Annotated in this window: 21 protein-coding genes and 2 tRNA genes; 13 read left to right on the forward strand and 10 right to left on the reverse strand. The window is 69.3% G+C overall.

Translation table 11 applies throughout. The annotated features are described in order from the left end of the window. Positions 1-143 precede the first annotated feature (143 nt). Positions 144-905, forward strand: coding sequence for a DUF3108 domain-containing protein (locus BM109_RS41325; RefSeq protein WP_093349010.1), 762 nt, complete (start codon positions 144-146; stop codon positions 903-905). 127 nt (positions 906-1,032) lie between these two features. Here the strand turns inward: BM109_RS41325 and BM109_RS25715 are convergent. Next, positions 1,033-1,108: transfer RNA gene (locus BM109_RS25715), tRNA-Lys, on the reverse strand. A gap of 155 nt (positions 1,109-1,263) precedes the next feature. On the opposite strand from BM109_RS25715, the gene BM109_RS25720 reads away from it, so the two are divergent. After that, positions 1,264-1,968, forward strand: a complete 705-nt coding sequence (locus BM109_RS25720) for an SDR family NAD(P)-dependent oxidoreductase (protein WP_093349013.1) — start codon at positions 1,264-1,266, stop codon at positions 1,966-1,968. 57 nt (positions 1,969-2,025) lie between these two features. Here the strand turns inward: BM109_RS25720 and BM109_RS25725 are convergent. Beyond that, positions 2,026-2,101, reverse strand: a tRNA-Ala gene (locus BM109_RS25725). A 96-nt stretch (positions 2,102-2,197) separates the two neighbouring features. On the opposite strand from BM109_RS25725, the gene BM109_RS25730 reads away from it, so the two are divergent. Continuing rightward, on the forward strand, positions 2,198-3,067 hold the full coding sequence (locus tag BM109_RS25730) for an alpha/beta hydrolase (protein WP_093349015.1): 870 nt from the start codon (positions 2,198-2,200) through the stop codon (positions 3,065-3,067). Between the two features lie 4 nt (positions 3,068-3,071). Here the strand turns inward: BM109_RS25730 and BM109_RS25735 are convergent, their stop codons facing one another. Beyond that, positions 3,072-4,049, reverse strand: coding sequence for a GMP reductase (locus BM109_RS25735; RefSeq protein WP_093349288.1), 978 nt, complete (start codon positions 4,047-4,049; stop codon positions 3,072-3,074). A 219-nt stretch (positions 4,050-4,268) separates the two neighbouring features. Here BM109_RS25735 and BM109_RS25740 point away from each other — a divergent pair, with 219 nt between their 5' ends. Next, entirely contained in the window at positions 4,269-6,686 is a 2,418-nt protein-coding gene (locus BM109_RS25740) for a UvrD-helicase domain-containing protein (RefSeq protein WP_093349018.1), read from the forward strand. A gap of 18 nt (positions 6,687-6,704) precedes the next feature. Here BM109_RS25740 and BM109_RS25745 read toward each other — a convergent pair whose 3' ends face one another. Genes BM109_RS25745 through BM109_RS25755 form a run of 3 tightly spaced genes read right to left on the reverse strand, consistent with a single transcriptional unit; the run spans position 6,705 to position 9,028 of the window. Beyond that, positions 6,705-7,535, reverse strand: coding sequence for a BPSS1780 family membrane protein (locus BM109_RS25745; RefSeq protein WP_093349021.1), 831 nt, complete (start codon positions 7,533-7,535; stop codon positions 6,705-6,707). Between the two features lie 10 nt (positions 7,536-7,545). After that, the gene (locus BM109_RS25750) at positions 7,546-8,601 is read right to left on the reverse strand and encodes a homoserine kinase (protein ID WP_093349023.1); all 1,056 of its coding nucleotides are present in this window, start codon (positions 8,599-8,601) and stop codon (positions 7,546-7,548) included. A gap of 55 nt (positions 8,602-8,656) precedes the next feature. Beyond that, on the reverse strand, positions 8,657-9,028 hold the full coding sequence (locus tag BM109_RS25755) for a hypothetical protein (RefSeq protein WP_093349026.1): 372 nt from the start codon (positions 9,026-9,028) through the stop codon (positions 8,657-8,659). 107 nt (positions 9,029-9,135) lie between these two features. Between BM109_RS25755 and polA the strand changes: the two genes are divergently transcribed. The 4 genes from polA to BM109_RS25775 all read left to right on the forward strand — a co-directional run bounded on the left by polA (position 9,136) and on the right by BM109_RS25775 (position 15,342). Next, positions 9,136-11,961: a DNA polymerase I gene (polA, locus tag BM109_RS25760; RefSeq protein ID WP_093349028.1), complete on the forward strand. Its 2,826-nt coding sequence runs from the start codon at positions 9,136-9,138 to the stop codon at positions 11,959-11,961. Next, positions 11,958-13,058, forward strand: a complete 1,101-nt coding sequence (locus BM109_RS25765; protein ID WP_177239454.1) for an Lcl C-terminal domain-containing protein — start codon at positions 11,958-11,960, stop codon at positions 13,056-13,058. Before polA ends, BM109_RS25765 begins: the two co-directional genes overlap by 4 nt. Positions 13,059-13,130: 72 nt before the next feature. Continuing rightward, positions 13,131-14,429, forward strand: a complete 1,299-nt coding sequence (locus tag BM109_RS25770; RefSeq protein ID WP_256222770.1) for a M20/M25/M40 family metallo-hydrolase — start codon at positions 13,131-13,133, stop codon at positions 14,427-14,429. 7 nt (positions 14,430-14,436) lie between these two features. Continuing rightward, entirely contained in the window at positions 14,437-15,342 is a 906-nt protein-coding gene (locus BM109_RS25775) for a LysR family transcriptional regulator (protein WP_093349033.1), read from the forward strand. A gap of 4 nt (positions 15,343-15,346) precedes the next feature. On the opposite strand, the gene BM109_RS25780 is transcribed toward BM109_RS25775, so the two are convergent. Beyond that, positions 15,347-16,558, reverse strand: coding sequence for a D-amino acid dehydrogenase (locus BM109_RS25780; protein WP_093349036.1), 1,212 nt, complete (start codon positions 16,556-16,558; stop codon positions 15,347-15,349). A gap of 270 nt (positions 16,559-16,828) precedes the next feature. Here BM109_RS25780 and BM109_RS25785 point away from each other — a divergent pair, with 270 nt between their 5' ends. From BM109_RS25785 to BM109_RS25805, 5 genes are all read left to right on the forward strand, one after another. Beyond that, positions 16,829-17,716, forward strand: a complete 888-nt coding sequence (locus tag BM109_RS25785) for a transporter substrate-binding domain-containing protein (RefSeq protein WP_093349038.1) — start codon at positions 16,829-16,831, stop codon at positions 17,714-17,716. Positions 17,717-17,742: 26 nt separating this feature from the next. Continuing rightward, entirely contained in the window at positions 17,743-18,486 is a 744-nt protein-coding gene (locus tag BM109_RS25790) for an aspartate/glutamate racemase family protein (protein ID WP_093349041.1), read from the forward strand. 132 nt (positions 18,487-18,618) lie between these two features. Further along, positions 18,619-19,530 carry a dienelactone hydrolase family protein gene (locus BM109_RS25795; protein ID WP_093349043.1) on the forward strand — a complete coding sequence of 304 codons (912 nt, stop codon included), beginning with the start codon at positions 18,619-18,621 and terminating at the stop codon, positions 19,528-19,530. A gap of 124 nt (positions 19,531-19,654) precedes the next feature. Then, positions 19,655-20,626 (forward strand): ZIP family metal transporter, encoded by a 972-nt coding sequence (locus BM109_RS25800; protein ID WP_256222771.1) that lies wholly within the window; start codon positions 19,655-19,657, stop codon positions 20,624-20,626. Between the two features lie 117 nt (positions 20,627-20,743). After that, positions 20,744-20,983 carry a hypothetical protein gene (locus BM109_RS25805; RefSeq protein ID WP_093349046.1) on the forward strand — a complete coding sequence of 80 codons (240 nt, stop codon included), beginning with the start codon at positions 20,744-20,746 and terminating at the stop codon, positions 20,981-20,983. A 12-nt stretch (positions 20,984-20,995) separates the two neighbouring features. Here the strand turns inward: BM109_RS25805 and BM109_RS25810 are convergent, their stop codons facing one another. From BM109_RS25810 to BM109_RS25820, 3 genes are read right to left on the reverse strand one after another with little or no spacing between them, the layout of a single operon-like run. After that, the gene (locus BM109_RS25810; RefSeq protein ID WP_093349048.1) at positions 20,996-22,381 is read right to left on the reverse strand and encodes an amidase; all 1,386 of its coding nucleotides are present in this window, start codon (positions 22,379-22,381) and stop codon (positions 20,996-20,998) included. A gap of 57 nt (positions 22,382-22,438) precedes the next feature. Next, a complete protein-coding gene (locus tag BM109_RS25815) occupies positions 22,439-24,073 on the reverse strand; it encodes a dipeptide ABC transporter ATP-binding protein (protein ID WP_093349051.1) in 1,635 nt (544 codons plus the stop codon). Next, positions 24,070-25,017 (reverse strand): ABC transporter permease, encoded by a 948-nt coding sequence (locus BM109_RS25820; RefSeq protein WP_093349054.1) that lies wholly within the window; start codon positions 25,015-25,017, stop codon positions 24,070-24,072. Before BM109_RS25820 ends, BM109_RS25815 begins: the two co-directional genes overlap by 4 nt. Between the last annotated feature and the right edge of the window lie 21 nt (positions 25,018-25,038).

A 25,038-nucleotide genomic window follows, 5' to 3' on the forward strand; every position in this document is an offset into this window, starting at 1 on the left:
GTCACACAAGGGAGAAGTCATGAGAAGCGCAGATTTCAGCAGGATGTCGGGTGCGCGCCTGCTTTCCATCGCAGCCGCGGCTGCGGCAATGTCGGCCTGTGGGGGCGGCGGGGGAGGGGGGCGGAGGCTTTCCGTTGCTGCCCATGGCGTCGGCACCCGCGCCGGCACCAGCGCCCGCACCGGACCCGCAGGCCGAGAGCTCCGCGCCCTGCTTCAACGAAGCCGATTTCCGCGAAGGCACGCTGCTCGAGTTCGAGGCGGTCGCGCCCGGCAAGGACCCCGCGGCCGATTCGTTCCGCCGGAAGAGCGTGACCGAAGGGCGCGAGGCCTTCGCCGGTGCCACGCCGGTGGCCTTCAACGTCGGCACGGAGGTCAGTGCCTCTCCGGCTTTCGAGCAGCGCATCGTCAAGAAGGAATACAAGGACCTGGTCGGCGGCAATCTCTTCCTCTATGGAAAGTCGACCTCGTACCACAGCAAGATCGATGACAAGTTCGCCGACGACATGAAGCTTCCCGCCATCGTGCCCCGGGAGTACACAGGCTACGCATCGCAGGTGTTCGAGCCTCCGTTCTCGTTCCCGATCGACATGAAGCCCGGGCAGGTCGTGAGCAAGGAGTCCTCCGTGACCAAGACCGAGACCTCCAATGGCAGCGTGGTCTCGACGCGTACGCTGCCCGCGAAGGGCGAGCTCAGCTACAGCGGTCGCGAAAAGCTGGAGACGCCGCTGGGCACGTTCAGCACCTGCAAGTTCACCCTGAAGCTGACGCTGGGTTCGCTGGTCGGCCCATCGGCCACCAAGGAGTTCTGGCTGGCGGCCGAAGGACCTTATCGCGGCCAGTTGCTCAAGGGTGTCGATCCGAAGTCGCCGATGGTCGCGACCAAGATGACCTACTCGCCCAAGTAACGCCGGTGCATTGAGCATCGCTCGTGGCAGGTCCGTCGGGCCTGCCACCCGCGCCAAGGCAAGCAGTACGGACGCACAAAGAAAAACGGCCGAAACCCAGAAGGATTTCGACCGTTTTCAGTGTTGGTGGTGGGCCCTGAGTGACTCGAACACTCGACCTACGGATTAAGAGTCCGCTGCTCTACCAACTGAGCTAAGAGCCCTTGCGTTGAAAACATATTCGTTTTCAGGCAAGTCTGCGAGTATAGCGTAGAAATTCAGGTTTCTCAAAATTTTTGAGTGGAACGTGTGTGGCGGATTAGCATTCGGCACCGACGAAGGGGTTCGCCCCCTCTCTTTCCCATTCAGGAGAACTTCCATGAGCGATGCAAACACCGCGCCGCATGTCGTGATCACGGGCGCCGCGGGCGCACTCGGACGCGCCGTTGCACAACACTTCCTCGCGCAGGGCGCGCGCGCCGCGCTGATCGACCACCACGCCGGGCGCCTGGCCGAGGTGTTCCCGGGCCTCGACAACTCGCAGCACCTGCTGCTGGCCGGCGACGTGACCTCGGCCTCGTCCATGGCCGGCCTGTCCGAGCAGATCCTCAAGGCCTTCGGCCGCGTCGACGTGCTGGTGCACATCGCCGGCGGCTTCGAGATGGGCGAGGCGACGCACGCGCTCACGCGCGAGAGCTGGGACCGGATGATGAACCTCAACGCATGGTCGTTCGTGGCCGTGACGCAGGCATTGCTGCCCTCGATGATCGAGCGCCGCGCCGGCCGCATCGTCGCGGTGACCGCGAAGGTCGCGGCGCGCGGCCTGCCCGCCATGGCGTCGTACATCGCGTCGAAGAGCGCGCTGCAGCGGCTGGTGGAGGCGATGGCGGCCGAGGCGGCGCCGCATGGCGTCAACATCAACAGCGTGGCGCCCAGCGTGCTCGACACGCCGGCCAACCGGCAGGCGATGCCCGATGCGAACCCGGCCGAATGGGTGTCGACCGCGGTCGCCGCGCAGACCATCGGCTTTCTCGCGTCGCCCGGCGCGGCGGCGCTGCACGGCCAGCACCTGGCGCTCGACTGACACACAGCGCCCAAAGCAAAAGGGCCTTGGCGGATGCCAAGGCCCTTTTTTGTCGGTTGGTGGAGAGGATGAGGATCGAACTCACGACCTCCGCATTGCGAACGCGGCGCTCTCCCAGCTGAGCTACCCCCCCAACGCGACGCGAATTTTAGCCGGAACCCGCGATGGCGTGCTCGCCGCATGCCAAGATGCGCGCCTTTCAGGAACAGCACCGGCTCCCGGCACCACCATGGCCCCCACACGCGATCCCGCCTGGCTCGAAGGCATGTACAACAACCTCGCGCGGGTGAAGGAACACCCGGCGTACTTCGCGCGCTGGGCGCGCGAATCCGCCGCCGCGCGCGACACGCTGCCGAGCCGCATCGACCTGCGCTACGGCGAAGGCGTCAACGAGACGCTCGACGTGTTCCCGGCACCCGTGCCCGACGCGCCCGTGCTGGTCTTCATCCACGGCGGCTACTGGCGCGCGATGGACAAGAAGGACCATTCCTTCATCGCGCCCGCCTTCAACGACCGCGGCATCTGCGTGGTGCAGCCCAACTACGCGCTGTGCCCGGGCACGCCCGAGCAGCCCGTAACGGTGCCGGGCATCCTGCTGCAGATGGTTCGTGCGCTCGCCTGGACCTGGCGCAACGTGGCGGCGCATGGCGGCGATCCCGCGCGGATCACGGTGGCGGGGCATTCGGCCGGCGGCCACATGGCGGCGGCGCTGCTGACCTGCGACTGGAAGGCCGTGGCGCCGGACCTGCCCGACCACCTGGTGCGCAATGCGCTGTCGATCTCGGGCCTGTACGACCTCGCACCGCTGCAGCGCACGCCCTTCCTCGAGCAGGTGCTGCGGCTGAGCGACGACGACGTGCGCCGCGCGAGCCCCGCGCACTGGCCGGCGCCGAGGCGTGGGCAGCTCTATGCGGTGGCGGGCGGCAACGAGAGCGAGGAATTCATCCGCCACAACGCGATGATCCGCGAGGCCTGGGGCCCGCACACCGTGCCGGTCTGCGAGGTGCTCGCGGGCCTCGATCACTTCGGCGTGGTCGATGCCCTGGCCGATTCCTCGCACCGATTGCACCGGCTCGCGGTGCAACTGCTCGAGGCTTGAAGACCTACATCAGCAGGTGTTCGCCGGCGTTGTCGCCGCCGAGCGTCACGTAGTTGACCTTGCGGATGTCCATCAGCGTGCGGCCGCCCGCGTAGCTGATCGAGCTCTGCACGTCCTGCTCCATCTCGACCAGCGTGTCGGCCAGCTTGCCCTTGATGGGCTCGAGGATGCGCTTGCCCTCGACGTGCTTGTACTCGCCCTTGTTGAAGTCGCTGGCCGAGCCGTAGTACTCCTTGAACAGCGCGCCGTCGACCTCGACCGTCTGGCCCGGCGATTCCTCGTGGCCCGCGAACAGCGAGCCGATCATCACCATCGAGGCGCCGAAGCGCACGCTCTTGGCGATGTCGCCGTGGTCGCGGATGCCGCCGTCGGCAATGATCGGCTTGGTCGCCACGCGCGAGCACCACTTGAGCGCGCTGAGCTGCCAGCCGCCGGTGCCGAAGCCGGTCTTGAGCTTGGTGATGCAGACCTTGCCCGGGCCGATGCCGACCTTGGTCGCGTCCGCGCCCCAGTTCTCGAGGTCGATCACGGCCTCGGGCGTGCCGACGTTGCCGGCGATCACGAAGGTCGCGGGCAGCTTCTGCTTGAGGTAGCCGATCATGTTCTTCACGCTGTCGGCGTGGCCGTGCGCGATGTCGATCGTCACGTACTCGGGCACCAGGCCCTGCGCGACGAGCTGGTCGACCGTGTCGTAGTCGGCCTTCTTCACGCCCAGCGAGATCGAGGCGAACACGCCATGGCCCTGCATGCGCTTGACGAGCGCGACGTTGTCGAGGTCGAAGCGGTGCATGACGTAGAAGTAGCCGTTCTGCGCCAGCCACAGGCAGATGGACTCGTCCACCACCGTCTTCATGTTGGCGGGTACCACCGGCAGGCGGAAGCTGCGGCCGCCGAGCGTGACGCTGGTGTCGCACTCGGAGCGGCTCTCCACGCGGCACTTGCGCGGCAGCAGCAGGATGTTGTCGTAATCGAAGATTTGCATGAAACCAAGCTCCTGGAGGAAGTCGTTGAAAACGAGTGAGCGCTTGGTCTGGCCGGCTTCGGCGGCATCGCTGCGAAAGCCCCTGCGGGGGCGGGCGACGCGCACAAAAAACCGGGCACAAAAACTTGGGCCCGGTGATTGATTCTACGCAGCCTCCCGTGGGGAGGTCTTCCAGAACTTCATATAACCCGCATACGCCGTGGTTTCTACAATCGACGGATGTTTGAAGAATTCGCGGCCGATGACCGCACCCCGCCGCCGGTCGACCTGCCGCTGCTGCACAACCTCAACGCCGAGCAGCTCGCAGCGGTCACGCTGCCGGCCGGCAACGCGCTGATCCTCGCGGGCGCCGGCTCGGGCAAGACCCGCGTGCTCACCACCCGCATCGCCTGGCTGCTGCAGACGCGCCAGGTGTCCGCCGGCGGCATCCTGGCCGTGACCTTCACCAACAAGGCCGCCAAGGAGATGATGACGCGGCTCACGGCGATGCTGCCGGTCAACGTGCGCGGCATGTGGATCGGCACCTTCCACGGCCTGTGCAACCGCTTCCTGCGCGCGCACTGGAAGCTGGCCAACCTGCCGTCGACCTTCCAGATCCTCGACACGCAGGACCAGCTCTCGGCCATCAAGCGGCTGATGAAGCAGTTCAACGTCGACGACGAGCGCTTTCCGGCCAAGCAGACGCAGTGGTTCATCGCCGGCGCCAAGGAAGACGGCCTGCGCCCCGACGCGGTCGAGATCCGCAGCGAGGACGACCGCAAGAAGGTCGAGCTCTACCGCCTCTACGAGGAGCAGTGCCAGCGCGAGGGCGTGGTCGACTTCGGCGAGCTGATGCTGCGCAGCTACGAGCTGCTGCGCGACAACGAACCGGTGCGCGAGCACTACCAGCGGCGCTTCCGCCACATCCTGATCGACGAGTTCCAGGACACCAACCGGCTGCAGTACGCCTGGATCAAGATGCTCTCGGGTAACACCGTCGCGGGCCAGTTCGTGCCGGGCGAGAACAGCGTCGTGGCCGTGGGCGACGACGACCAGAGCATCTATGCCTTCCGCGGCGCGCGCGTGGGCAACATGGCCGACTTCGTGCGCGAGTTCGACGTCACGCACCAGATCAAGCTCGAGCAGAACTACCGCAGCTACAGCAACATCCTCGACTCGGCCAACGAGCTCATCAGCCACAACAAGAAGCGCCTCGGCAAGAACCTGCGTACCGACCAGGGCCCCGGCGAGCCGGTGCGCGTCTACGAGTCCTCGAGCGACCTCGCCGAGGCGCAGTGGATGGTCGAGGAGATGCGCCAGCTGGTGCGCGACGGCATCGACCGCAAGGAGATGGCCGTGCTCTACCGCAGCAACGCGCAGAGCCGGGTGATCGAAACCGCGCTGTTCAATGCCTCGGTGCCGTACCGCGTGTACGGCGGCCTGCGCTTCTTCGAGCGCGCCGAAATCAAGCATGCGCTGGCCTACCTGCGCCTGCTCGAGAACAAGGACGACGACACCAGCTTCCTGCGCGTCGTCAACTTCCCGCCGCGCGGCATCGGCGCGCGCACGCTCGAGCAGTTGCAGGACGCCGCGCGCGCCGCGGGCCGCTCGCTGCACGACGCGGTGCACGCGGTCGGCGGCAAGGCCGGCTCGAACCTCACGGCCTTCGTCGCCAAGATCGACGTGCTGCGCGAACAAACGCAGGGCGTGAGCCTGCGCGAGATCATCGAGCTGGTGCTCGACCACAGCGGCCTGGTCGAGCACTACCGCGCCGACCGCGAAGGCGCCGACCGCATCGAGAATCTGGAGGAACTGGTGAACGCGGCCGAGAGCTTCGTCACGCAGGAGGGCTTCGGCCGCGATGCGGTGGCGCTGCCGGTCGACGAGCTGCGCCAGTCGCCGGCGAGCCAGGGCCTCGACCCGGGCCGCCCGCTGCTCGACGAGCCGCTGGCACCCGACGCCGAGACCGGTGAAACGCTGAGCCCGCTCGCGGCCTTCCTCACGCACGCGGCACTCGAGTCGGGCGACAACCAGGCCCAGGCCGGCCAGGACGCGGTGCAGCTGATGACGGTCCACGCGGCCAAGGGCCTCGAGTTCGACTGCGTGTTCATCACCGGCATGGAAGAGGGCCTGTTCCCGCACGAGAACTCGATGAGCGACTACGAGAGCCTCGAGGAGGAGCGCCGCCTGATGTACGTGGCGATCACGCGCGCGCGCAAGCGGCTGTACCTGAGCCACTCGCAGACCCGCATGCTGCACGGCCAGACCCGCTACAACGTCAAGAGCCGCTTCTTCGACGAGCTGCCCGAGGGCGCGCTCAAGTGGCTCACGCCCAAGAACCAGGCTTTCGGCAATTCGGCCTTCGGCTATGGCAACGGCTACGGCAGCACGCGTGGCGCGGGTGGTGGCTACGGCGGCGGCAAGGCCTATGGCGGCGGTGCCGCCAAGGAAACCTTCGCGAGCCCGCCGGTGCCGCCGCAAAAGAGCGCGCCCTCGCACGGCCTGCGCTCGGGCATGCAGGTGTTCCACAACAAGTTCGGCGAAGGCACGGTGACCGCGCTCGAGGGCACCGGCGACGATGCACGCGCGCAGGTCAAGTTCACGCGCCACGGCGTGAAGTGGCTGGCGCTGTCGGTCGCCAAGCTCACGCCGGTGTGAGCCGCGGCGCGGCCCGGCTCAGTTCGGGTCGAAGCTGTCTCGGAAGGTGAACCAGGTCGAGGCCAGCGACATCGCCGCCAGCACCAGCGCCGTGCCCACGATCAGCACGGTGCCGATCGCGGTGGCGCCCGAGCCCGCGCCCACGGCGCCGACGCCCACCAGCACGGTGGCGATCAGGCCGACCGCGATGCCGGCCAGCAGGAACACGCCGAACCAGGCGATGCCGAACAGCGCATAGGCGCCGAAGTTGCGGAACAGCGCCACGATGCTGAAGAAGATGCTCTTCACCGGCTCCACGCGGTGCCAGTGCACCAGCGCGGGCGCATGCCACATCGCGAGCGACAGCGGCAGGTTCAGGCACAGGTGGACCATGCGCGCGACCTGGAACTCGCTGCTGGCCAGCACCTCGGGCGAGAGCGCCTCGTCGAGCAGGTAGGCGCGCGCGAGCTGGCCGCCGTCGACCAGCGCGGTGGCCAGCACCGCGAGCACGAAGTACACGGCCGAGATCAGGCCCAGCACCACCAGCGGACGCCATTCGGCGCGCAGCGCGGCGAAGACCTCGACGAACATCGCCGAGCCGGTGGGCCGGCGCGCGCCGGCCTGCCCGTTGCCGCCGGCCTGCTCGTCGGCGTAGGCCACCGAGGTGGCGACCATCAGCCCCAGCGTCATGAAGGGCAGCAGCACCGGTGCCAGCACGCTGCCCAGCAGCGGCACCACCGACAGCGTCGAGATCAGCGCCATCAGCAGGAAGAACAGCGACACGAAGGCCAGCGGCTGGCGCCAGAAGGTCTTGAGTCCGAGGCGGACCCATTGGGCGCCGGTCTTGGCCGGCACGAGGTGGAGTTTCATGGGGTACGGGTCAGGCGGCCACGGGCTCGAGGGCGCGGGCCATGACATGCGGGTGCCGCACGCGCTCGCGCAGCACGCGCTCGAAGTGCGTCGGATCGTGGGGCGTGAGCATGCTGGCCTCGCGCGGCAGGTGGAAGTCCCAGAGTCGGGAGATCCAGAAGCGCAGCGCCGCGGCGCGCAGCATCGCGGGCAGCAGGGCGCGTTCCGAGGCGTTGAGCGCGCGCACGCCCTCGTAGGCGGCGAGCAGCGCCTCGGCGCGCTCCTCGTCGTGGCGGCCGGTCGGCAGGTCGATGGCCCAGTCGTTGAGGCACACGGCGAGGTCGAACAGCCAGGTGTCGGTGCCGGCGAAGTAAAAGTCGAACACGCCGGTCAGGCGCGGAGCGGCGCCTTCTTCGTGGCCGGTCTCGAACATCGCATTGTCGCGGAACAGGTCGGCATGCACCGGCCCGCGCGGCAGGGCGGCATAGGCCGAGGACTCGGCCACGTGGTTCTGGTAGGCGAGCTCGCCGCGCAGCAGCGCCGACTGGGCCTCGTCGATGTGGGGCAGCACCACCGGCACCGTGTCGTTCCACCACGGCAGGCCGCGCAGGTTGGGCTGGATGCGCGGAAAGTCGCGTCCCGCCAGGTGCATGCGCGCCAGCAGCGAACCGAGCTCGGCGCAGTGCGCGGCGCCCGGTGCGAGCTCGCTGCGGCCCGCCAGCTTGCGCACCACCGCGGCCGGCTTGCCCGCCACCTTGAGCAGCAGCTCGCAGGGCGCATTGGCCGGCACCGACAGCGGATGCGCGCCCTGGGCGTCGATCGCCTGCACGGCCGGGTCGGCCACCGGCTCGGGCACCGGCAGGCCGCGCGCGGCCAGGTGCTTCATCAGGCAAAGGTAGTAGGGGAGCTGCTCGGCGCTCAGGCGCTCGAACAGCGTGAGAACGTACTCGCCCGACTCGGTGGTGGCGAAGTAGTTGGTGTTCTCGATGCCGCCCTCGATGCCGCGCAGCTCGCGCAGGGGGCCCAGGCCGAGGCGCTGCACGAGCGCGTCGGCCTCGCCGAATTCGACTTCGGTAAAGACTGCCATGGAAAGCGCCCTCAGCGCGGTTGGGATGCGGCTGCCGCTGCGATGCGTCGCACGGTCAGAACTTCATGACGTTCCAGACCCGGGGCGAGGTGCCCGCGGGGCCGTCGGCCGCGTTGGGACGCGCGCCGGACGGATCGTTCGGCAGCACCTGGTAGCCGGGCATGTTGGCCTTGGGCGTCACGTTGATGCTCTGGGTGCGGCCGCCGTAGCGGACCTCGTCGACCGAGGCGCCGCTGTCCTCGGTGTGCAGGTGCTCGATCTTCTGGTTGCGCCGACCGTCGGCCTGCTGCTCCTGATTCTGTAGCGAGGGATCCGCTGCAGCCGGTGCCGCCGCAGGCGCGTTCTGCGCTTGCACGGCGGCGAAGGGGGTGGCGAGGGCCAGCGCCAGCAGGAGGCGGCGGGCAACCAGGAGTGTGGAGTCGGGCATGCACGGATTGTAGGCGGCGCGCCGTATCGGGGTTGTCGTCGCAGGGCCCGTGGCGGCGTGGTCCGCAAGGACATTCGGGCGGTCGTGGAGGCAGGCAAAATGCCCCGATGACCGACAAGAAAACGCTGCTGCTCGTCGATGGATCGAGCTACCTCTATCGCGCCTTCCACGCCATGCCCGACCTGCGGGCCGTGCCCGGCGATCCGAAGAGCCCGGCCACGGGCGCGATCCGGGGAATGATCAACATGATGACGGCGCTGCGGCGCGAGGTGCGCGCCGACTACGCGGCCTGCATCTTCGACGCCCCCGGCAAGACCTTCCGCGACGACTGGTATCCCGAGTACAAGGCCAACCGCTCGCCGATGCCCGACGACCTGCGCAGCCAGATCGACCCCATCCACGAGGTGGTCAAGCTGCTGGGCTGGCCGGTGCTCAGCGTGCCCGACGTGGAGGCCGACGACGTGATCGGCACGCTCGCCAAGGTGGCGGCCGCGCAGGGCATCGAGGTGATCGTCTCCAGCGGCGACAAGGACCTGAGCCAGCTGGTCGACGAGCACATCACCATCATCGACACGATGAACGGCAAGAAGCGCGACGTGGCCGGCGTCACGGCCGAGTTCGGCGTGCCGCCGAACCTGATGGTCGACTACCAGACGCTGGTGGGCGACTCGGTCGACAACGTGCCCGGCGTCGAGAAGGTCGGCCCCAAGACTGCTGCCAAGTGGCTGCTCGAATACGGCTCGCTCGACGCGCTGGTCGAGCGCGCGGCCGAGGTCAAGGGCGCGGCCGGCGAGAACCTGCGCAAGGCGCTCGACAAGTTGCCGCTGAGCCGCAGGCTCGTGACGATCCGCACCGACTGCGACCTGGCCGGCCACGTCGATGGCCTGCCCTCGCTCGAAGGCCTGCCCGTGGGCGCGCCGCAGACCGGCGAGCTCAAGCCCTTCTACGAGAAGTTCGGCTTCAAGAGCCTGGTGAAGTCGCTCGAGGCGCAGGAAGTGCCGCCCGAGCTGATCGAGGAGAACATCAAGAAGAAGGCCTCGAAGGCGGCCAAGGCCAACGACGACCAGAGCGGCCTGTTCGACGAGCCGTCCGAGGAGGGTGCCGCGATGGAGGCCGCCGCGCCCGCGAGCAACCTGCAATACGACACCATCTTCACCTGGGAGCAGTTCGACAGCTGGCTCGCGCGCCTCGAGGCCGCCGAGCTCGCGGCCATCGACACCGAGACCACCTCGCTCGACGAGATGGTGGCGCAGATCGTCGGCATCAGCTTCAGCGTGAAGCCCGGCGAGGCGGCCTACATCCCGCTCACGCACAACTACCCCGACGCACCCGCGCAATTGCCGATCGACGAGGTGCTCGCCAGGCTCAAGCCCTGGCTCGAGAACGGCGCGAAGAAGAAGCTCGGCCAGCACATCAAGTACGACCGCCATGTGTTCGCCAACCACGGCATCGAGGTGCAGGGCTACGCGCACGACACCATGCTGCAGAGCTACGTGCTCGAGGTGCACCGGCCGCACGGCCTGGCCAGCCTGGCCGAGCGCCACCTGGGCCGCAGCGGCATTTCGTACGAGGACCTCTGCGGCAAGGGCGTGCACCAGATTTCGTTCAGCCAAGTCGACATCGCCAAGGCCGCCGAGTATTCGTGCGAGGACAGCGACCAGACGCTCGACGTGCACGCCACGTTGTGGCCGCAGCTCGAAACGAACGAGAAGCTGCGCTTCATCTACCAGCTCGAGATGGATTCGAGCGAGGCGCTCTACCGCATCGAGCGCAACGGCGTGCTGATCGACAGCGCCACGCTGGCCGCGCAGAGCCACGAACTCGGCACGCGCATCATGGCGCTCGAGCAGGAGGCCTACGACATCGCGGGCCAGCCCTTCAACCTCGGTTCGCCCAAGCAGATCGGCGAGATCTTCTTCACCAAGCTCGGCCTGCCGGTGGTCAAGAAGACGCCGAGCGGCGCACCCAGCACCGACGAGGAAGTGCTCGAGAAGCTGGCCGAGGACTACCCGCTGCCCGCCAAGATCCTCGAACACCGCGGCCTGTCGAAGCTCAAGGGCACCTACACCGACAAGCTCGGCCAGCTCGCCAATCCGCGCACCGGCCGCGTGCACACGCACTATGCGCAGGCCGTGGCCGTCACCGGGCGCCTGTCGAGCAACGACCCCAACCTGCAGAACATCCCGATCCGCACGCCCGAAGGCCGGCGCGTGCGCGAGGCCTTCGTGGCGCCCGCGGGCAGCGTGATCGCGAGCGCCGACTACTCGCAGATCGAGCTGCGCATCATGGCCCACATCAGCGGCGACGCATCGCTGCTGCGCGCCTTCACCGAGGGCATCGACGTGCACCGCGCCACCGCGGCCGAGGTGTTCGGCTCCACGCCCGACCAGGTGTCGAGCGAGCAGCGCCGCTATGCCAAGGTCATCAACTTCGGCCTGATCTACGGCATGAGCAGCTTCGGCCTGGCGAAGAACCTCGGCATCGAGACCAAGGCCGCGGCCTCCTATATCGAGCGCTACTTCGCGCGCTATCCGGGCGTGAAGGCCTACATGGACGAGACCAAGGCCTCGGCCAAGGAGCAGGGCTATGTCGAGACCGTGTTCGGCCGGCGCCTGTACTTGCCCGAGATCAACTCGCCCAACGGCCCGCGCCGCGGCGGCGCCGAGCGCGCGGCCATCAACGCGCCGATGCAGGGCACGGCGGCCGACCTGATCAAGCTCAGCATGGTCAAGGTGCAGGACGTGCTCGACGCCGAGAAGCGCGGCACGAAGATGATCATGCAGGTGCACGACGAACTGGTGTTCGAGGTGCCCGAGGCCGAGATCGAATGGGTGCGCACCGAGATCCCGCGCATCATGGCCAGCGTGGCCGACCTCAAGGTGCCGCTGCTGGCCGAGATCGGCGTGGGGCCGAACTGGGACAAGGCGCATTGAGCCTGGCGCGGGCCTTCGTCGCGGCGGCCGTTCTCATCGGGTGCATCGCGTCGCCCGCGGCCGCGCAGCCCGTGCCGGCCAAGGTGCCGCCCACCGGCGTGCGCATCTGCCTGGGCTTGACGAAAGAGGACTGGCCCACGCCCCAGGCCTGCACCGATGCGGGGCCGCTGGCCCTGGTTCCCAAGCAGGACGGCCGGCAGGGTGCGGGCCCGCTGGCCTACGAGCCCGTGCCGGGCCAGCCACGCAGCGCCTGCGTGCGCGACCGCGTGTCGGGCCTGGTCTGGGAAGGCAAGCGCGACAACGGCCGGCCCGCCGACGCCATGGCCTACGTGGCGCAGGTCAACGCGAGCCGGCTGTGCGGTTACGCCGACTGGCGCCTGCCCACCGTGGCCGAGCTGCACGGCCTGGTCGACCTGGGCAAGGAACGCGTGCCCGAGGTGCGCCCCGACCGGCCGCTGGCCGAGCAGTCGGTCATCGACGCGCGCTGGTTTCCGAACACCGTGCCAGCCCTCTACCTGACGTCCGACATGCGCGATCCCACGAGCCCGTGGTGCGTGAACTTCGCGAACGGCTTCGTCTACGACTGCGATCCCGACATGTCGCGTGAGCCGCCGCTCTTCGTGCGCCTGGTGCGCGGCCCCGAGGCGCCGAAGGCCGGACGCTGGCGCGAACTGCCCGACGAGCGCGGCGTGGCCGGGGGCGCGGTCGAGGATCGCCACACCGGCCTGGTGTGGCGCCGCTGCGAGGAGCCGCAGACCTGGAACGGCAAGCGCTGCACCTGGAGCGCGAAGCGCTACGACTACGTGCAGGCGCTGCAGCGCGCCGGCGAGCAGGCCGGTTGGCGCCTGCCCACCATCAAGGAAGTCAACAGCCTCGCGCGGCGAGAGGCCGATCGCTTCGAGTTGCCGCCCTCGGACTTCCCGGCGCAGGGCAAGGAGGCGTCGCGCGCGGGCCAGTGGTCTTCCACCGTCTGCAACGGGAGCCCGGAAACATCGACGGCCCGCGCATCGATCAGCGCCTGGGTGCTGAGCCGCGAGGGCGCCATCTACTGCGAGGCACGCATCATGCATCTCGGCGTCCGGCTCGTGCGCGAATGAGAGGGTCGCATCGCGACGGCGCCCGTGCTTGAATCCGCCATTCGACCGTCATCATCGTCAGGAGACCAGAACATGCATTTCCACCCCTCCCGCTTCTTCGCGCGCGCACTGCTGCCGATGCTGCTGGCCGGTGCCGCCGCCACGGCAGCCGCCGCGCCCGACGCGCGCATCGCCGAACTGGCCGCCGCGCAGAAGCAGCCGCTGCTCGACTCGCTCTCGCAACTGGTGGCCATCGAGTCCGGCAGCCGCGACCTCGAGGGCCTGGAAAAAATATCCGACCTGATCGCCGCCAAGCTCAAGGCGCTCGGCGGCGAGGTCGAGCTGATCGACCCGAGCGCCGAGGCCTATCGCATGGAGGACACGCCCGAGAAGATCGGCCGCGTGGTGCGCGCCACCTTCAAGGGCACGGGCACGAAGAAGATCATGCTGATCGCCCACATGGACACGGTCTACACCATCGGCATGCTCAACAGGCAGCCGTTCCGCGTCGAGGGCGACAAGGCCTACGGCCTGGGCATCGCCGACGACAAGCAGGGCGTGGCCGTCATCCTCCATGCGGTGGCGATGCTGCAGGCGCTCAAGTTCAACGAGTACGGCACGCTCACGGTGCTGATCAACGGCGACGAGGAGATCAGCTCGCCCGGCTCGCGCGCGCTGCTCACGCGCCTGGGCGGCGAGCACGACGCGGTGCTGTCCTTCGAGGGCGCCTCGGTCAAGGACGACAAGCTCTCGCTGGCCACCGCCGGCATCGCCTCGGTCACGCTCAACGTGAGCGGCAAGGCCTCGCACGCGGGCTCGGCGCCCGAGCTCGGCGTGAACGCGCTCTACGAGCTGTCGCACCAGATCCTGCAGATGCGCGACCTGTCCGACCCGGCCACCGGCCTCAAGATGAACTGGACCATCTCGAAGTCGGGCAGCAACCGCAACGTGATCCCGGCCTCGGCCACCGCGGGCGCCGACGTGCGCGTGCTCAAGGTCGCCGACTACGACCGCATCGAGCAGCAGGTCAACGAGCGCGTGAAGAAGCAGCTGATCCCCGAGGCCAAGGTCGAGCTCAAGTTCGAGCGCCGCCGTCCGCCACTCGAGGCCACCGATGCCTCGCGCGCGCTCGCCCAGCATGCGCAGGCGATCTACAAGGACGAACTGGGCCGCCCGCTGGGCGCCGACGACAAGGCGGCCGGCGGCGGCACCGACGCGGCCTTCGCCTCGCTCAAGACCAAGGCGCCGGTGATCGAGCGCTTCGGCCTGCAGGGCTTCGGCGCGCACTCGGCCGATGCCGAGTACGTGCTGATCGATTCCATCGAGCCGCGGCTGTACCTGGCCACGCGCATGGTGATGGACATCGCGCGCGGCAAGACCGGCGTGCGCTGACCCCGCCATGCGGCTGCGCCACATCGAGGTCTTCAACGCCATCATGCTCACGGGCAGCGTGAGCGCGGCGGCGCGGCTCATCAACATCACGCAGCCGGCCGTCAGCCGCACGCTGCAGCATGCCGAGCTGCAGCTGGGCTTTCCGCTGTTCCAGCGCGCCAAGGGGCGGCTCACACCGACCACCGAGGCGCTCACGCTGTACCCGCACATCGAGCGGCTGTTCGCGCAGCTCGACGAGGTGCAGCGGCTCGCGGCCAACCTGCGCGCGGGCGCCGACACCGGCGAGCTGCGCATCCTCAGCGTGCTGGCGCTGAGCTACGAGATCCTGCCGCGCGCGCTCAAGGCCTTCCGCGAGAAGCATCCGGGCTACGCGATCAGCGTGGAGTCGCTGCATTCGCCGCAGATCATGTCGGCGCTGCTGCTGCAGGAGGCCGACGTCGGCTTCGTGTTCAGCCCGGCCGTGCATCCCTCGCTCACGCAGGAAACGGTGGCCGACAGCCGCATGGTCTGCATCGCGCCCAAGGGCATGCTGCCGCGCCTGCTGGTGCGCAACGGCTCGGTGGCGCTGCACGACCTGGCCGAGCGGCCGGTGATCGGCCTCGACAGCCGCGACCCGGTGGGCACCAGCCTGAGCCAGGCCTGCCGCCAGGCCGGCGTGGGCTTCCACCAGGCGGTGGTCACGGTGCAGACCTACCACGCGGCGCTGGCGATGGCGCACCACGGCCTGGGCGTGGCGCTGGTCGACGGCTGCACTGCGCGCTCGGCCGACACCTCCAAGGTCGACGTGCTCACGCTCGAGCCGCACATCCCGGTGCCGATCCGCGCGCTGCGCTTCACGGGCCGGCCCGATTCGGTCGCGGTGCGCGGCATCACGCGCTGCATGCAGCAGGCGATCGTGGAGGCGGGGGTCTAGCGTTTCAGGCGGTAAGCGCCGCGCTGATGCGTCCCGCCGACCCGAAGGCCAGCGTGAAACCCAGCGCGCCGTGGCCGGTGTTGAACAGCATGTTCGAAGGCGCGCCCTCGAGCCGACCGACGATCGGCAGGCCCGTGGGCGTGGCCGGGCGCATGCCGGTCCAGGGATGCAGCTCGGCCAGCCGGCTCGCACGCGGGAACACCGCGCGGGTGGCCTCGGCCAGGGTCTGGATGCGGGTCGCGGGAATGCTCGCATCGTGCCCCACGAGCTCGGCCATGCCCGCCACGCGCAGGCGCGAGCCGATGCGCGCGAACACCACCTTGCGTGCGCTGTCGGTCACGTTCACGGTCGGTGCCACGCCCGGCGCCGGGTCGACGTCGAGCGTGATGCTGTAGCCCTTGAGCGGATAGACCGGCAGGTAGGCGCCGAGCGCGCGACCGAGCTTGTGCGAAGCGGTGCCGAGTGCCATCACGAAGGCATCGGCCTCGATGTCGCCCGCGGCCGTGCGCACTGCGGCGATACGCCCGCCGCTCTGCGCGAAGCCCCGGGCCTCGGTGCCGAGCTCGAAGCGCACGCCGCGCGCGCGCAGCACCCGCATCAGCTCGGCGCAGACCTTGAGGCAGTCGGCCGCGCATTCGCTGGGCGTGTAGACCGCGCCCGCGATGCCGCGCGCGTAGTCGGCGAGCGCGGGTTCGATGGCCACGCACTCGTCGGGGCGCACGATGCGCTGCTCGCTGCCCATGGTGCGCTGCAGCTCGACTTGCGCGCGCGCGCCGGCCAGCGCGGCTTCGCTCGCATACAGCACCAGCTTGCCGGTGGCCGAGAAGTCGCAGTCGGGCGCGGCATCGGCCTGCATGGCCTCGAAGCCGGCGCGGCTCTCGGCGGCGAGCGCCAGCAGTTTTTCGGTGGTGTCGCGCGAGGTGCGCGCATTGCAGGCCGCGAGGAAGGCCAGGCCCCAGCGCCATTGCAGCGGATCGAGCTGCGGGCGCAGCTTGAGCGGCGAGCTGGGCGAGAGCAGCAGCTTCGGCAACTGCCGCCAGATCGCGGGATCGGCCAGCGGTTGCACGTACGAGTAGCTGAGCTGCGCGCCGTTGCCGCCGCTCGCGCCCGCGCCGGGCGCCGCGCGATCGACGACGCTGACCTGGTGGCCCTGGCGTTCGAGTTGCCAGGCGGTGGCCAGGCCCACGATGCCGGCGCCGAGCACGCACACATGCATGAGAGGCAACTTTCGGGAACGAAAAGGGGAAGGGGAGGGAAGGGGTGAGCCTCGACTGTAGGCGTGCCGCCGCCGGCGCGGAAATGCAAAAAGAGGCGTGGCCCATAGCCAAAGGGCATGCCCCGCCGCGGCGCTTCGAAATCGGGTGCCGCCCGGGTTTTCCCTGCCCATAACCTTTGGGTATGGCCCAGCCCGCTATTGGAATTGCCGTCCTGAGTCACTCTTTCTTACACTGGTCCTCCTGTTCAACCTCCCTCGAAGAAGGCACGCATGAAACTCTCCGCATTGATGGCCGCCACCGCCACGGTCCTGCTCGCTGCCACCGGCGCCCAGGCCGCCGACACGCTGGCCAAGATCGCCGAGTCCGGCAAGATCACGCTGGCCTACCGCGAGTCGTCGGTGCCGTTCAGCTACCTCGACGGCCCCAACAAGCCGATCGGCTTCGCGGTCGAGATGTCGAACGCGGTGGTCGAGGCGGTGAAGAAGAAGCTCAACAAGCCGAACCTGCAGGTGCAGCTGATGGCGGTGACCTCGCAGAACCGCATCCCGCTGATCACCAACGGCACCATCGACCTCGAGTGCGGCTCCACCACCAACAACACCGCGCGCGGCAAGGACGTGTCCTTCGCGGTCAACCACTTCTACACGGGCACGCGCCTGCTGGTGAAGAAGTCCTCGAAGATCAAGGACTACGCCGACCTCGCGAAGAAGACCGTGGCCAGCACCACCGGCACCACCAACGCGCTGGTCATGCGCAAGTACAACACCGAGAAGAACCTCGACATGAACATCGTGCTCGGCAAGGACCACGCCGACGCCTTCCTGCTGGTGGAGAGCGACCGCGCCGTCGCCTTCGCGATGGACGACATCCTGCTGTTCGGCCTGATCGCCAACTCGAAGAGCCCGGCCGACTACGAGGTGGTGGGCGAGTCGCTGCAGGTCGAGCCCTATGCCTGCATGCTGCCCAAGGACGATCCGGCCTTCAAGAAGCTGGTCGACGACACCTTCATCGGCATGATGAAGAGCGGCGAGTTCGAGAAGCTCTACACCAAGTGGTTCATGTCGCCGATCCCGCCGAAGAACCTGCCGCTGAACCTGCCGATGAGCCCGCAGCTCAAGGACAACCTCAAGGAATTCAGCGACAAGCCGGCGACCTGAGCCGGCCTTCGAGCGGAAACAAGGACATGGTCTCCACGCAGGTCGTAGGCATCCTGGGCGGTATGGGCCCGGCCGCGGGCGCCGACTTCGTGCGGCTGTTCGTGCAGGCCTGCGCGCAGCAGATGCGCGCGCGCGGCGAGCCGGTGCACGACCAGTCCTTCCCCGAGCACTGGCTCGCGCAGGTGCCGGTGCCCGACCGCACCGGCGCGCTGCTGTCGAGCGCCGAGAACGGCGCGCACCAGCCGCTGGAGCCGATGCTGCAGGCGCTGGGCCGGCTGGCGGCGCTCGGCAGCCGCACGGTGGCGATCGCCTGCAACACCGCCCATGCCTGGCATGCGCGGCTGCAGGAGCGCTTTCCGCAGGTCGAGCTGCTGCACATGGCGCGCGAGACCGCGCAGCACCTGGCGGCGCAGGGCGCGGGCGAGGTGGCGCTGATGGCCACCGAGGGCACCTACCGCATCGGCCTCTACGAGCAGGCGCTGGCCGAGGCCGGCCTCGGCTGCCACGTGCCGAGCGAAGACGAGCGCCGCACCATCGCGCGCGGCATCTTCGAGGGCGTGAAGGCCGGCGACATGGCGCTGGCCGAGCGCTGCTTCTCCGAGGTCGCGCTGCGGCTGGCCGAGCGCCACGGGCCGGTCACCATCATCATGGGCTGCACCGAGGTGCCGCTGGGGCTCGCGGGCTCGAGCGCGGTGGCGGGGCTGCGGCTGGTCGATCCGGCGCAGGTGCTGGCGGCGGCGCTGGCGCGCAGGGCCTACGAACCGCGCTGAGCGGCAAAAGGGCGTCCGCGCGGGGTCATCAACCCCGCGAACAGGGAGGACGGGCCGTTATCGCCTACATTGCGGCGTGCGTTTTTTCGCATCTGCCCCTTGTCCGACGATCCCTCACCTGGAGCCCTCCTCATGCCCCAACTCGACGACCGCCGTTCCGACCTGCAATCCGACTTCGACTCGCTGCGCCCCGGCGACAGCACCGAGCAGGGCGCGACGCGGCGCACCGCGCTCAAGGCCGCCATCGGCGTGGGCTATGCCGCCGCCGTCATGCCGGTGATGGCGCAGACCGCCATCAGCACCCCGGCCGACGGCCTCAAGGCCGGCCCGATCAAGTACACGGTCAACGGCTTCGAGGTGCCGGCCTATGCCGCGGCGCCGGCCAACAAGACCGGCCTGCCGGTGATCCTGGTGGTGCAGGAGATCTTCGGCGTGCACGAATACATCGCCGACACCTGCCGCCGCTTCGCCAAGCTCGGCTACCTCGCCATCGCGCCCGAGCTCTATGCGCGCCAGGGCGATCCGCGCGGCTACACCGACATTCCCAAGCTGCAGGCCGACATCGTGAGCAAGGTGCCCGACGCGCAGGTGCTGGCCGACCTCGACGGCGCGCTGCAGTACGCCGCGGCCAACGGCGGCGACACCTCCAAGGCCGGCATCACCGGCTTCTGCTGGGGCGGCCGCATCACCTGGCTCTACGCCGCCACCGGCAAGGTCAAGGCCGGCGTCGCCTGGTACGGCCGGCTGGTCGGCCAGGCCAGCGACCTGAACCCGAAGCACCCGGTCGACATCGCCGCCAGCCTGCAGGCGCCGGTGCTCGGCCTGTACGGCGGAAAAGACCAGGGCATCCCCCTTGACACCGTTGATAAGATGAAATCGGCCCTGGCAAATGGCTCCCCGGCTGCCAAGGCGTCGAGCTTCGTCGTGTATCCCGAAGCAGGCCATGCGTTCCATGCCGACTACCGTCCCAGCTACGTCAAGAGCGCGGCCGACGACGGATGGCAGCGAGCCACCGCCTGGTTCAAAGCCAACGGCGTCGCCTGAGCGATCAGCGCCCAGGACGACCCCAGAGCCAGCTTCCGCCGAAGGCCGTCCCCGCAAGGGGCGGCCTTTTTGCTTTTAATGAATGGAACTGGGCGCATCGGGCGTCCTTAATGCGTAAGCAGCTATGAACTTGATAGTGATCATCTTGGCGACCCTGGTCGCCGGCATCGGCAGCGTGTGGCTCGCGGCGCTGCTGCTGCGCGTGGGCGTGCGCAGCGGCTCGGGCGGCGTGAATCCGCAGCACCTGCTGAGCCTGGCGGCGGGCGCGCTGCTCGCCACCGCCTTCATGCACCTGTTGCCCGAGGCCTTCGAAAGCCGCATCGAGCCCGCGCTGCTGTTCGCGGTGCTGCTGTTCGGCGTGGTGTTCTTCTTCCTGCTCGACAAGGCCGAACTGTGGCACCACGGGCACGAGCACCATCATGGCGGCGACACCGCCGGGCAGCCGGCGCAGCTCGGCCCGATCTACGACAACCACGGCCACCACGACCACGCGCACGGCCATGGCCATGCGCACCACGGCCATGACCACGGCCCGCGCGCCGGCGGCTGGGCCGTGCTCACCGGCGACAGCGTGCACTGCTTCGGCGACGGCATCCTGATCGCCTCGGCCTTCATCGCCGACCTGCGCCTGGGCCTGGTCGCCGCCCTCGCCGTGCTCGCGCACGAGGTGCCGCACCACATCGGCGACCTCGTGGTGCTGCGCCAGAGCTCGGCCAACCAGCGCGCCGCGCTCGTGAAGGTGTCGCTGGCCGGCACCATGACCATGCTCGGCGGCATCGCCGGCTGGTGGCTGGTCGACCAGCTGCATGGCTGGCTGCCGTACTTCCTCGTGCTGGCCGGCAGCAGCTTCGTCTACGTCGCGCTGGCCGACCTGATCCCGCAACTGCAGAAGCGCCTGCCGATGCGCCAGACCCTGGGGCAGATCGCCTGGCTGATCGCGGGCATCGTGCTGGTCACCGGCGTGAGCCGGCTCGCGCACAGCGGCGAGCATGGCCACGACCACGGGCATAACCACGCCGCGCATGCGCACGAGGAAGGCCACGACCACGACCATGCGCACGAAGGCGAGGCCAAGCCCGGGGCGAACAAGAACTGATCGTTTGAACAGGTGCGGGCAGGCGATACGTCCCGTCACCCGCACCGTCTTCCGGATGACGCGAAATCGGCGCAACATAGGGGTCTGCTTCGCCCAGCCATCCGTGAGGAATCGATCATGACCACCCGTGCCGACGCCACCCGAGCGCACCCCGCGCCGCTGACCGAAGAAGTCGACGAGGACCTCGATGCCGACGGTCTGCCGGTCGACGACTTCGATGCCGACGCGCTCGAAGCCGAGGCCGCCGATTCCCTGTCCGAGGAAACCGGCATCGACCTCACCGATGCCAGCGAGCTCGATGCCGACAACGTGCCGGCCGATGAGGAGTTCGATCGGGTGATGAACGCGCCCGACTGAGCAGGGCCCCGGTCAGGCCGGCTCCGGCCAGGCCGCCTGCTGCGGGCGCACCGACTCGTAGAACCGCGCCATCTGCAGCACCCCCAGATCGTCGAAGCGCCGCCCCCCGATCTGCAGGCCGATCGGCAGGCCGCTCTTCGAATGGCCGCAGTTGATCGACGCGGCCGGTTGTTCCGACTGGTTGAACACCGACGTGAAGTGCGAATCCTTGAGCAGGTTCTGCGAGCCGCTGTTGATGGCCTCGGCCGCGAACGGCAGCCCCGGCGACACCGGCGACAGCACGAAATCGAAGGGCTGCGTGGCCGCCACGGTGGCCGCGCGCAGCGCCTGCATGCGCGTGAAGGACAGGAACACCTCCTCGGGCGTCAGCGAGGCCGCGAACTCGGCGGCATGGTGGATGTAGTCGGCCGCCAGCTTGGCGCGCTCGGGCGCCATCGCGGCCAGGTCGACGCGGCAGCGCATGGTGAAGAAATGCGCCATGCCCAGGCGCAGCTCGAGCGTGGTCCAGTCGGCCAGCGGCTCGACGATGGCGCCGGCCTGCTCGAACAGGCGCGCGGCCGCCAGCACGGCCGCCTTCACTTCCGCATCGATCGGCCAGCCGCCCATGGTCTCGGTCCACAGGCCGATGCGCAGGCCCTTCACGCTGCGCTCGAGCTGGTGCCACGCGATGTCGTTCGGCGGCAGGCTCATGTAGTCACGCGCGTCGGGCTGCGACACCACCTGCATCAGCAGCGCGGCATCGGCCACGGTGCGCGTCATCGGGCCGATCACGCGCGCGGCCGCGGGCGGGTCGACCGGAATGCGGCCATGGCTGGGCTTGAGGCCGAACACGCCGCAGAAGCTCGCGGGGATGCGCACCGAGCCGCCGATGTCGGTGCCCAGGTGCAGCGGGCCGTAGCCGGCGGCCGCCGCGGCACCGGCGCCCGAGCTCGAACCGCCCGTGTTGTGCGCCAGGTTCCACGGATTGCGCGTGAGCGGATGGAAGCTCGAGGGCGCCGCGCCCAGGAAGCCAAAGTCGGGCATCGTGGTCTTGGTGACGATGACCGCGCCCGCTTCGCGTACGCGCGCGGCCGCGGGGGCGTCCGAGGACTCGGGCGCGAGCACGGTCGCGGCGCTGCCCACCGGCTTGGGCGTGCCGCGCGTGCCGATGTTCTCCTTCAGCGTGATCGGCACGCCGTCGAGCGCGCCCTGCGGCCGGCCCTGGGCCCAGCGCGCCTCGGAAGCGCGGGCCGCCGCGAGCGCGGCCTCGGCGTCGAGCGCGTAGGTGGCGCGGATGCTCGGCTCCCAGCGCTCGATGCGTGCGAGCACGGCCTGCGTCACCTCGACGGGCGACAGCACGCGGTCGCGGTAGTGCTCAAGCAACTGGAGGGCGCTCATCTCGTGCAGCGGTGTGGTCATGTCTTCGGTCTCCTTGTGGATGGATGAATGGGGCGGGGTGGTCATGCGTGACGGCGCTCAGCCGCGCCCGAAGGCGTAGCCCTGGCCCGGCGCGGCGGCCAGCAGCGTGCGTGTGTAGGCTTCCTGCGGCGACAGCAGCACCTCCCGCGCCGTGCCCTGTTCGACGATGCGGCCCTTGTGCATCACGATCAGGCGGTCGCAGATCTGGCTGGCCACGCGCAGGTCGTGGGTGATGAACAGGATGCCGATCGACAGCCGCTGCTGGATCTCGGCCAGCAGCTTGAGGATCTGGTCCTGCACCGACACGTCGAGCGCCGACACGGCCTCGTCGGCGATCAGCACGCGCGGCTCGCAGGCCAGCGCGCGCGCGATGCACAGGCGCTGGCGCTGGCCGCCCGAGAACTCGCTCGGGTACCGATGCAGTACCTCGGGCCTGAGCCGCACCAGCGCCATCAGCGCCTCGGCGCGCTGCCAGGCCTGGTCGTGCGGCACGCCGAAATTCACCGGCCCCTCGACGATCGACTGGCCCACGGTGCGGCGCGGATTGAGCGAGCGGTTCGGATCCTGGAACACCACCTGCACCAGGCGGCGGAAGGCCGAGCGCTCCGCACGGCCGCCGTGCTGCGCGATGCCGGGCACGCGGATGTCGCCGTCGGTGGGTTCGATCAGGCGCGCGATGCAGCGCGCCACGGTCGACTTGCCCGAGCCCGATTCGCCCACGATGCCCACGGTCTCGCCCGCATGCAGCCGCAGCGACACGTCGGCCGCCGCATGCACCGCGCGGCGCTTGCCGGGCCACGAGCCGCTGCGGTAGACCTTGCCGACGCCGCGCGCATCGAGCAGCGGCGCCTGCCGGTCGACCGGCGGGCGCTGCACCGGCGCGAGCTGCGGCACCGCCGCGAGCAGCATGCGCGTGTAGGCCTCCTTCGGGCGCCGCAGCACCTCGTCCTTCGGCCCGCTCTCGACCTGCCGGCCGAGCTGCAGCACCACCACGCGGTCGGCGATGTCCGCCACCACGCCGAAGTCGTGCGTGATGAACAGCACCGCGGTGCTGTTCTCCTGCTGCATCTCGCGAATCAGCGCGAGGATCTCGGCCTGCGTGGTCACGTCGAGCGCGGTAGTGGGTTCGTCGCAGATCAGCAGCGCCGGGCGCAGGATCAGCGCGATGGCGATCACGATGCGCTGGCGCTGCCCGCCCGAGAGCTGGTGCGGATAGGCGTCATAGATGCGCTGCGGCTCGGGCAGCCGCACGCGCTCGAAGATCTCGAGCACACGCCGACGCCGCTCGGCGGCCTTCAGTGCCGTGTGCTCGGCCAGGATCTCGTCGACCTGCGCGCCGCAGCGCATCACCGGGTTGAGCGCGGTCATCGGCTCCTGGAACACCATCGCCATGCGCGCGCCGCGCAGTGCGCGCAGCCGCTTCGCGTCGGCCGCCAGCACGTTCTCGCCCTGCACCTCGATGCAGCCGGCCGAGGGCCGCAGCGAGGCCGGCAGCAGGCCCATCACGGCCTGCGCGATCACCGACTTGCCGGAACCCGATTCGCCGAGCAGGCACACGACCTGGCCCGGCATCACGTCGAAGGAGATGCCGTGCACCGCATGCGCGCGGTCGGCACCGGCCGGCAGGTCGATGGCGAGGTCGCGCACCGAGAGGCAGGGCGCGACGGAAGAGGGAGCGACGCTGGATGTCATGCCCGGCCTCCGCGCTGGTTGAACTTGGGATCGAGCGCGTCGCGCAGGCCGTCGCCGAGCATGTTCACGGCCAGCACCGTGAGCGCGAGGAAGGCGCCCGGCAGCAGCACGGTCGAGGGATGCGAGGTGAAGTGCGTGCGGCCCTCGGACATGATGTTGCCCCAGGTCGGCACGTCCGAAGGCAGGCCGATGCCGAGGAAGGACATCACGGCCTCCACCAGCATCGCGGCCGCGCAGATGAAGGTGCCCTGCACGATCAGCGGTGCCACCGTGTTCGGCAGGATGTGGCGCAGCATCAGCTTCCAGGTCGGCGTGTCGAGCGCGACCGCGGCCTCGACATAGGGCTCCTCGCGCACCGACAGCACCACCGAGCGCACCAGCCGTGCCACGCGCGGCGTCTCGGGCACCACGATGGCCAGGATCACGGTCAGCAGGCTGGGCCGCCACACGGCCACCAGCACGATCGCGAACAGGATGCCGGGGATGGCCATCATCCCGTCCATCACGCGCATGATGAAACCGTCGAGCCGGCGGAAGTAGCCCGCGACCATGCCGACCACCAGGCCGAGCGCGACCGAGCCCAGCGCCACCGCCACGCCCACCGACAGCGAGATCCGCGCGCCGTAGGCCGTGCGGCTCCAGAGGTCGCGGCCCATGCTGTCGGTGCCCAGCGGGAAGAAGCGCACGAAGCTGTCGCCCGCGAGCGTCACGAACTCGGCGCGCGCGCCCGGCGGCAGGTGCGAGCTCGCGGGGTCCATCGCATTGGGATCGATGGTGTGCAGCCAGGGCGCGGCCACGGCCAGCAGCAGCATCGCGAGCAGCAGCGCGCCGCCGATGCGCACCGCGCCGTTGGCGAGCAGGCGGCGCGATGCGGAGCGCGGGCGCGGTGGGGGCGCGGCGGTGTCGGGCCCGATGGCGTCGTCGGGCAGGGAGATCGAAGTCATGGCGAGGCTTTCGATGAGAGG

This window comes from Variovorax sp. PDC80 (assembly GCF_900115375.1).
Lineage (GTDB): Bacteria > Pseudomonadota > Gammaproteobacteria > Burkholderiales > Burkholderiaceae_C > Variovorax.

Bases quoted from the DNA above. Each gene is read 5' to 3' on its own strand.
- BM109_RS41325 (WP_093349010.1), top strand. From the start codon at position 144: ATGGCGTCGGCACCCGCGCCGGCACCAGCGCCCGCACCGGACCCGCAG.
- BM109_RS25720 (WP_093349013.1), top strand. From the start codon at position 1,264: ATGAGCGATGCAAACACCGCGCCGCATGTCGTGATCACGGGCGCCGCG.
- BM109_RS25730 (WP_093349015.1), top strand. From the start codon at position 2,198: ATGGCCCCCACACGCGATCCCGCCTGGCTCGAAGGCATGTACAACAAC.
- BM109_RS25735 (WP_093349288.1), bottom strand. From the start codon at position 4,049: ATGCAAATCTTCGATTACGACAACATCCTGCTGCTGCCGCGCAAGTGC.
- BM109_RS25740 (WP_093349018.1), top strand. From the start codon at position 4,269: ATGTTTGAAGAATTCGCGGCCGATGACCGCACCCCGCCGCCGGTCGAC.
- BM109_RS25745 (WP_093349021.1), bottom strand. From the start codon at position 7,535: ATGAAACTCCACCTCGTGCCGGCCAAGACCGGCGCCCAATGGGTCCGC.
- BM109_RS25750 (WP_093349023.1), bottom strand. From the start codon at position 8,601: ATGGCAGTCTTTACCGAAGTCGAATTCGGCGAGGCCGACGCGCTCGTG.
- BM109_RS25755 (WP_093349026.1), bottom strand. From the start codon at position 9,028: ATGCCCGACTCCACACTCCTGGTTGCCCGCCGCCTCCTGCTGGCGCTG.
- polA (WP_093349028.1), top strand. From the start codon at position 9,136: ATGACCGACAAGAAAACGCTGCTGCTCGTCGATGGATCGAGCTACCTC.
- BM109_RS25770 (WP_256222770.1), top strand. From the start codon at position 13,131: ATGCATTTCCACCCCTCCCGCTTCTTCGCGCGCGCACTGCTGCCGATG.
- BM109_RS25775 (WP_093349033.1), top strand. From the start codon at position 14,437: ATGCGGCTGCGCCACATCGAGGTCTTCAACGCCATCATGCTCACGGGC.
- BM109_RS25780 (WP_093349036.1), bottom strand. From the start codon at position 16,558: ATGCATGTGTGCGTGCTCGGCGCCGGCATCGTGGGCCTGGCCACCGCC.
- BM109_RS25785 (WP_093349038.1), top strand. From the start codon at position 16,829: ATGAAACTCTCCGCATTGATGGCCGCCACCGCCACGGTCCTGCTCGCT.
- BM109_RS25790 (WP_093349041.1), top strand. From the start codon at position 17,743: ATGGTCTCCACGCAGGTCGTAGGCATCCTGGGCGGTATGGGCCCGGCC.
- BM109_RS25795 (WP_093349043.1), top strand. From the start codon at position 18,619: ATGCCCCAACTCGACGACCGCCGTTCCGACCTGCAATCCGACTTCGAC.
- BM109_RS25800 (WP_256222771.1), top strand. From the start codon at position 19,655: ATGAACTTGATAGTGATCATCTTGGCGACCCTGGTCGCCGGCATCGGC.
- BM109_RS25805 (WP_093349046.1), top strand. From the start codon at position 20,744: ATGACCACCCGTGCCGACGCCACCCGAGCGCACCCCGCGCCGCTGACC.
- BM109_RS25810 (WP_093349048.1), bottom strand. From the start codon at position 22,381: ATGACCACACCGCTGCACGAGATGAGCGCCCTCCAGTTGCTTGAGCAC.
- BM109_RS25815 (WP_093349051.1), bottom strand. From the start codon at position 24,073: ATGACATCCAGCGTCGCTCCCTCTTCCGTCGCGCCCTGCCTCTCGGTG.
- BM109_RS25820 (WP_093349054.1), bottom strand. From the start codon at position 25,017: ATGACTTCGATCTCCCTGCCCGACGACGCCATCGGGCCCGACACCGCC.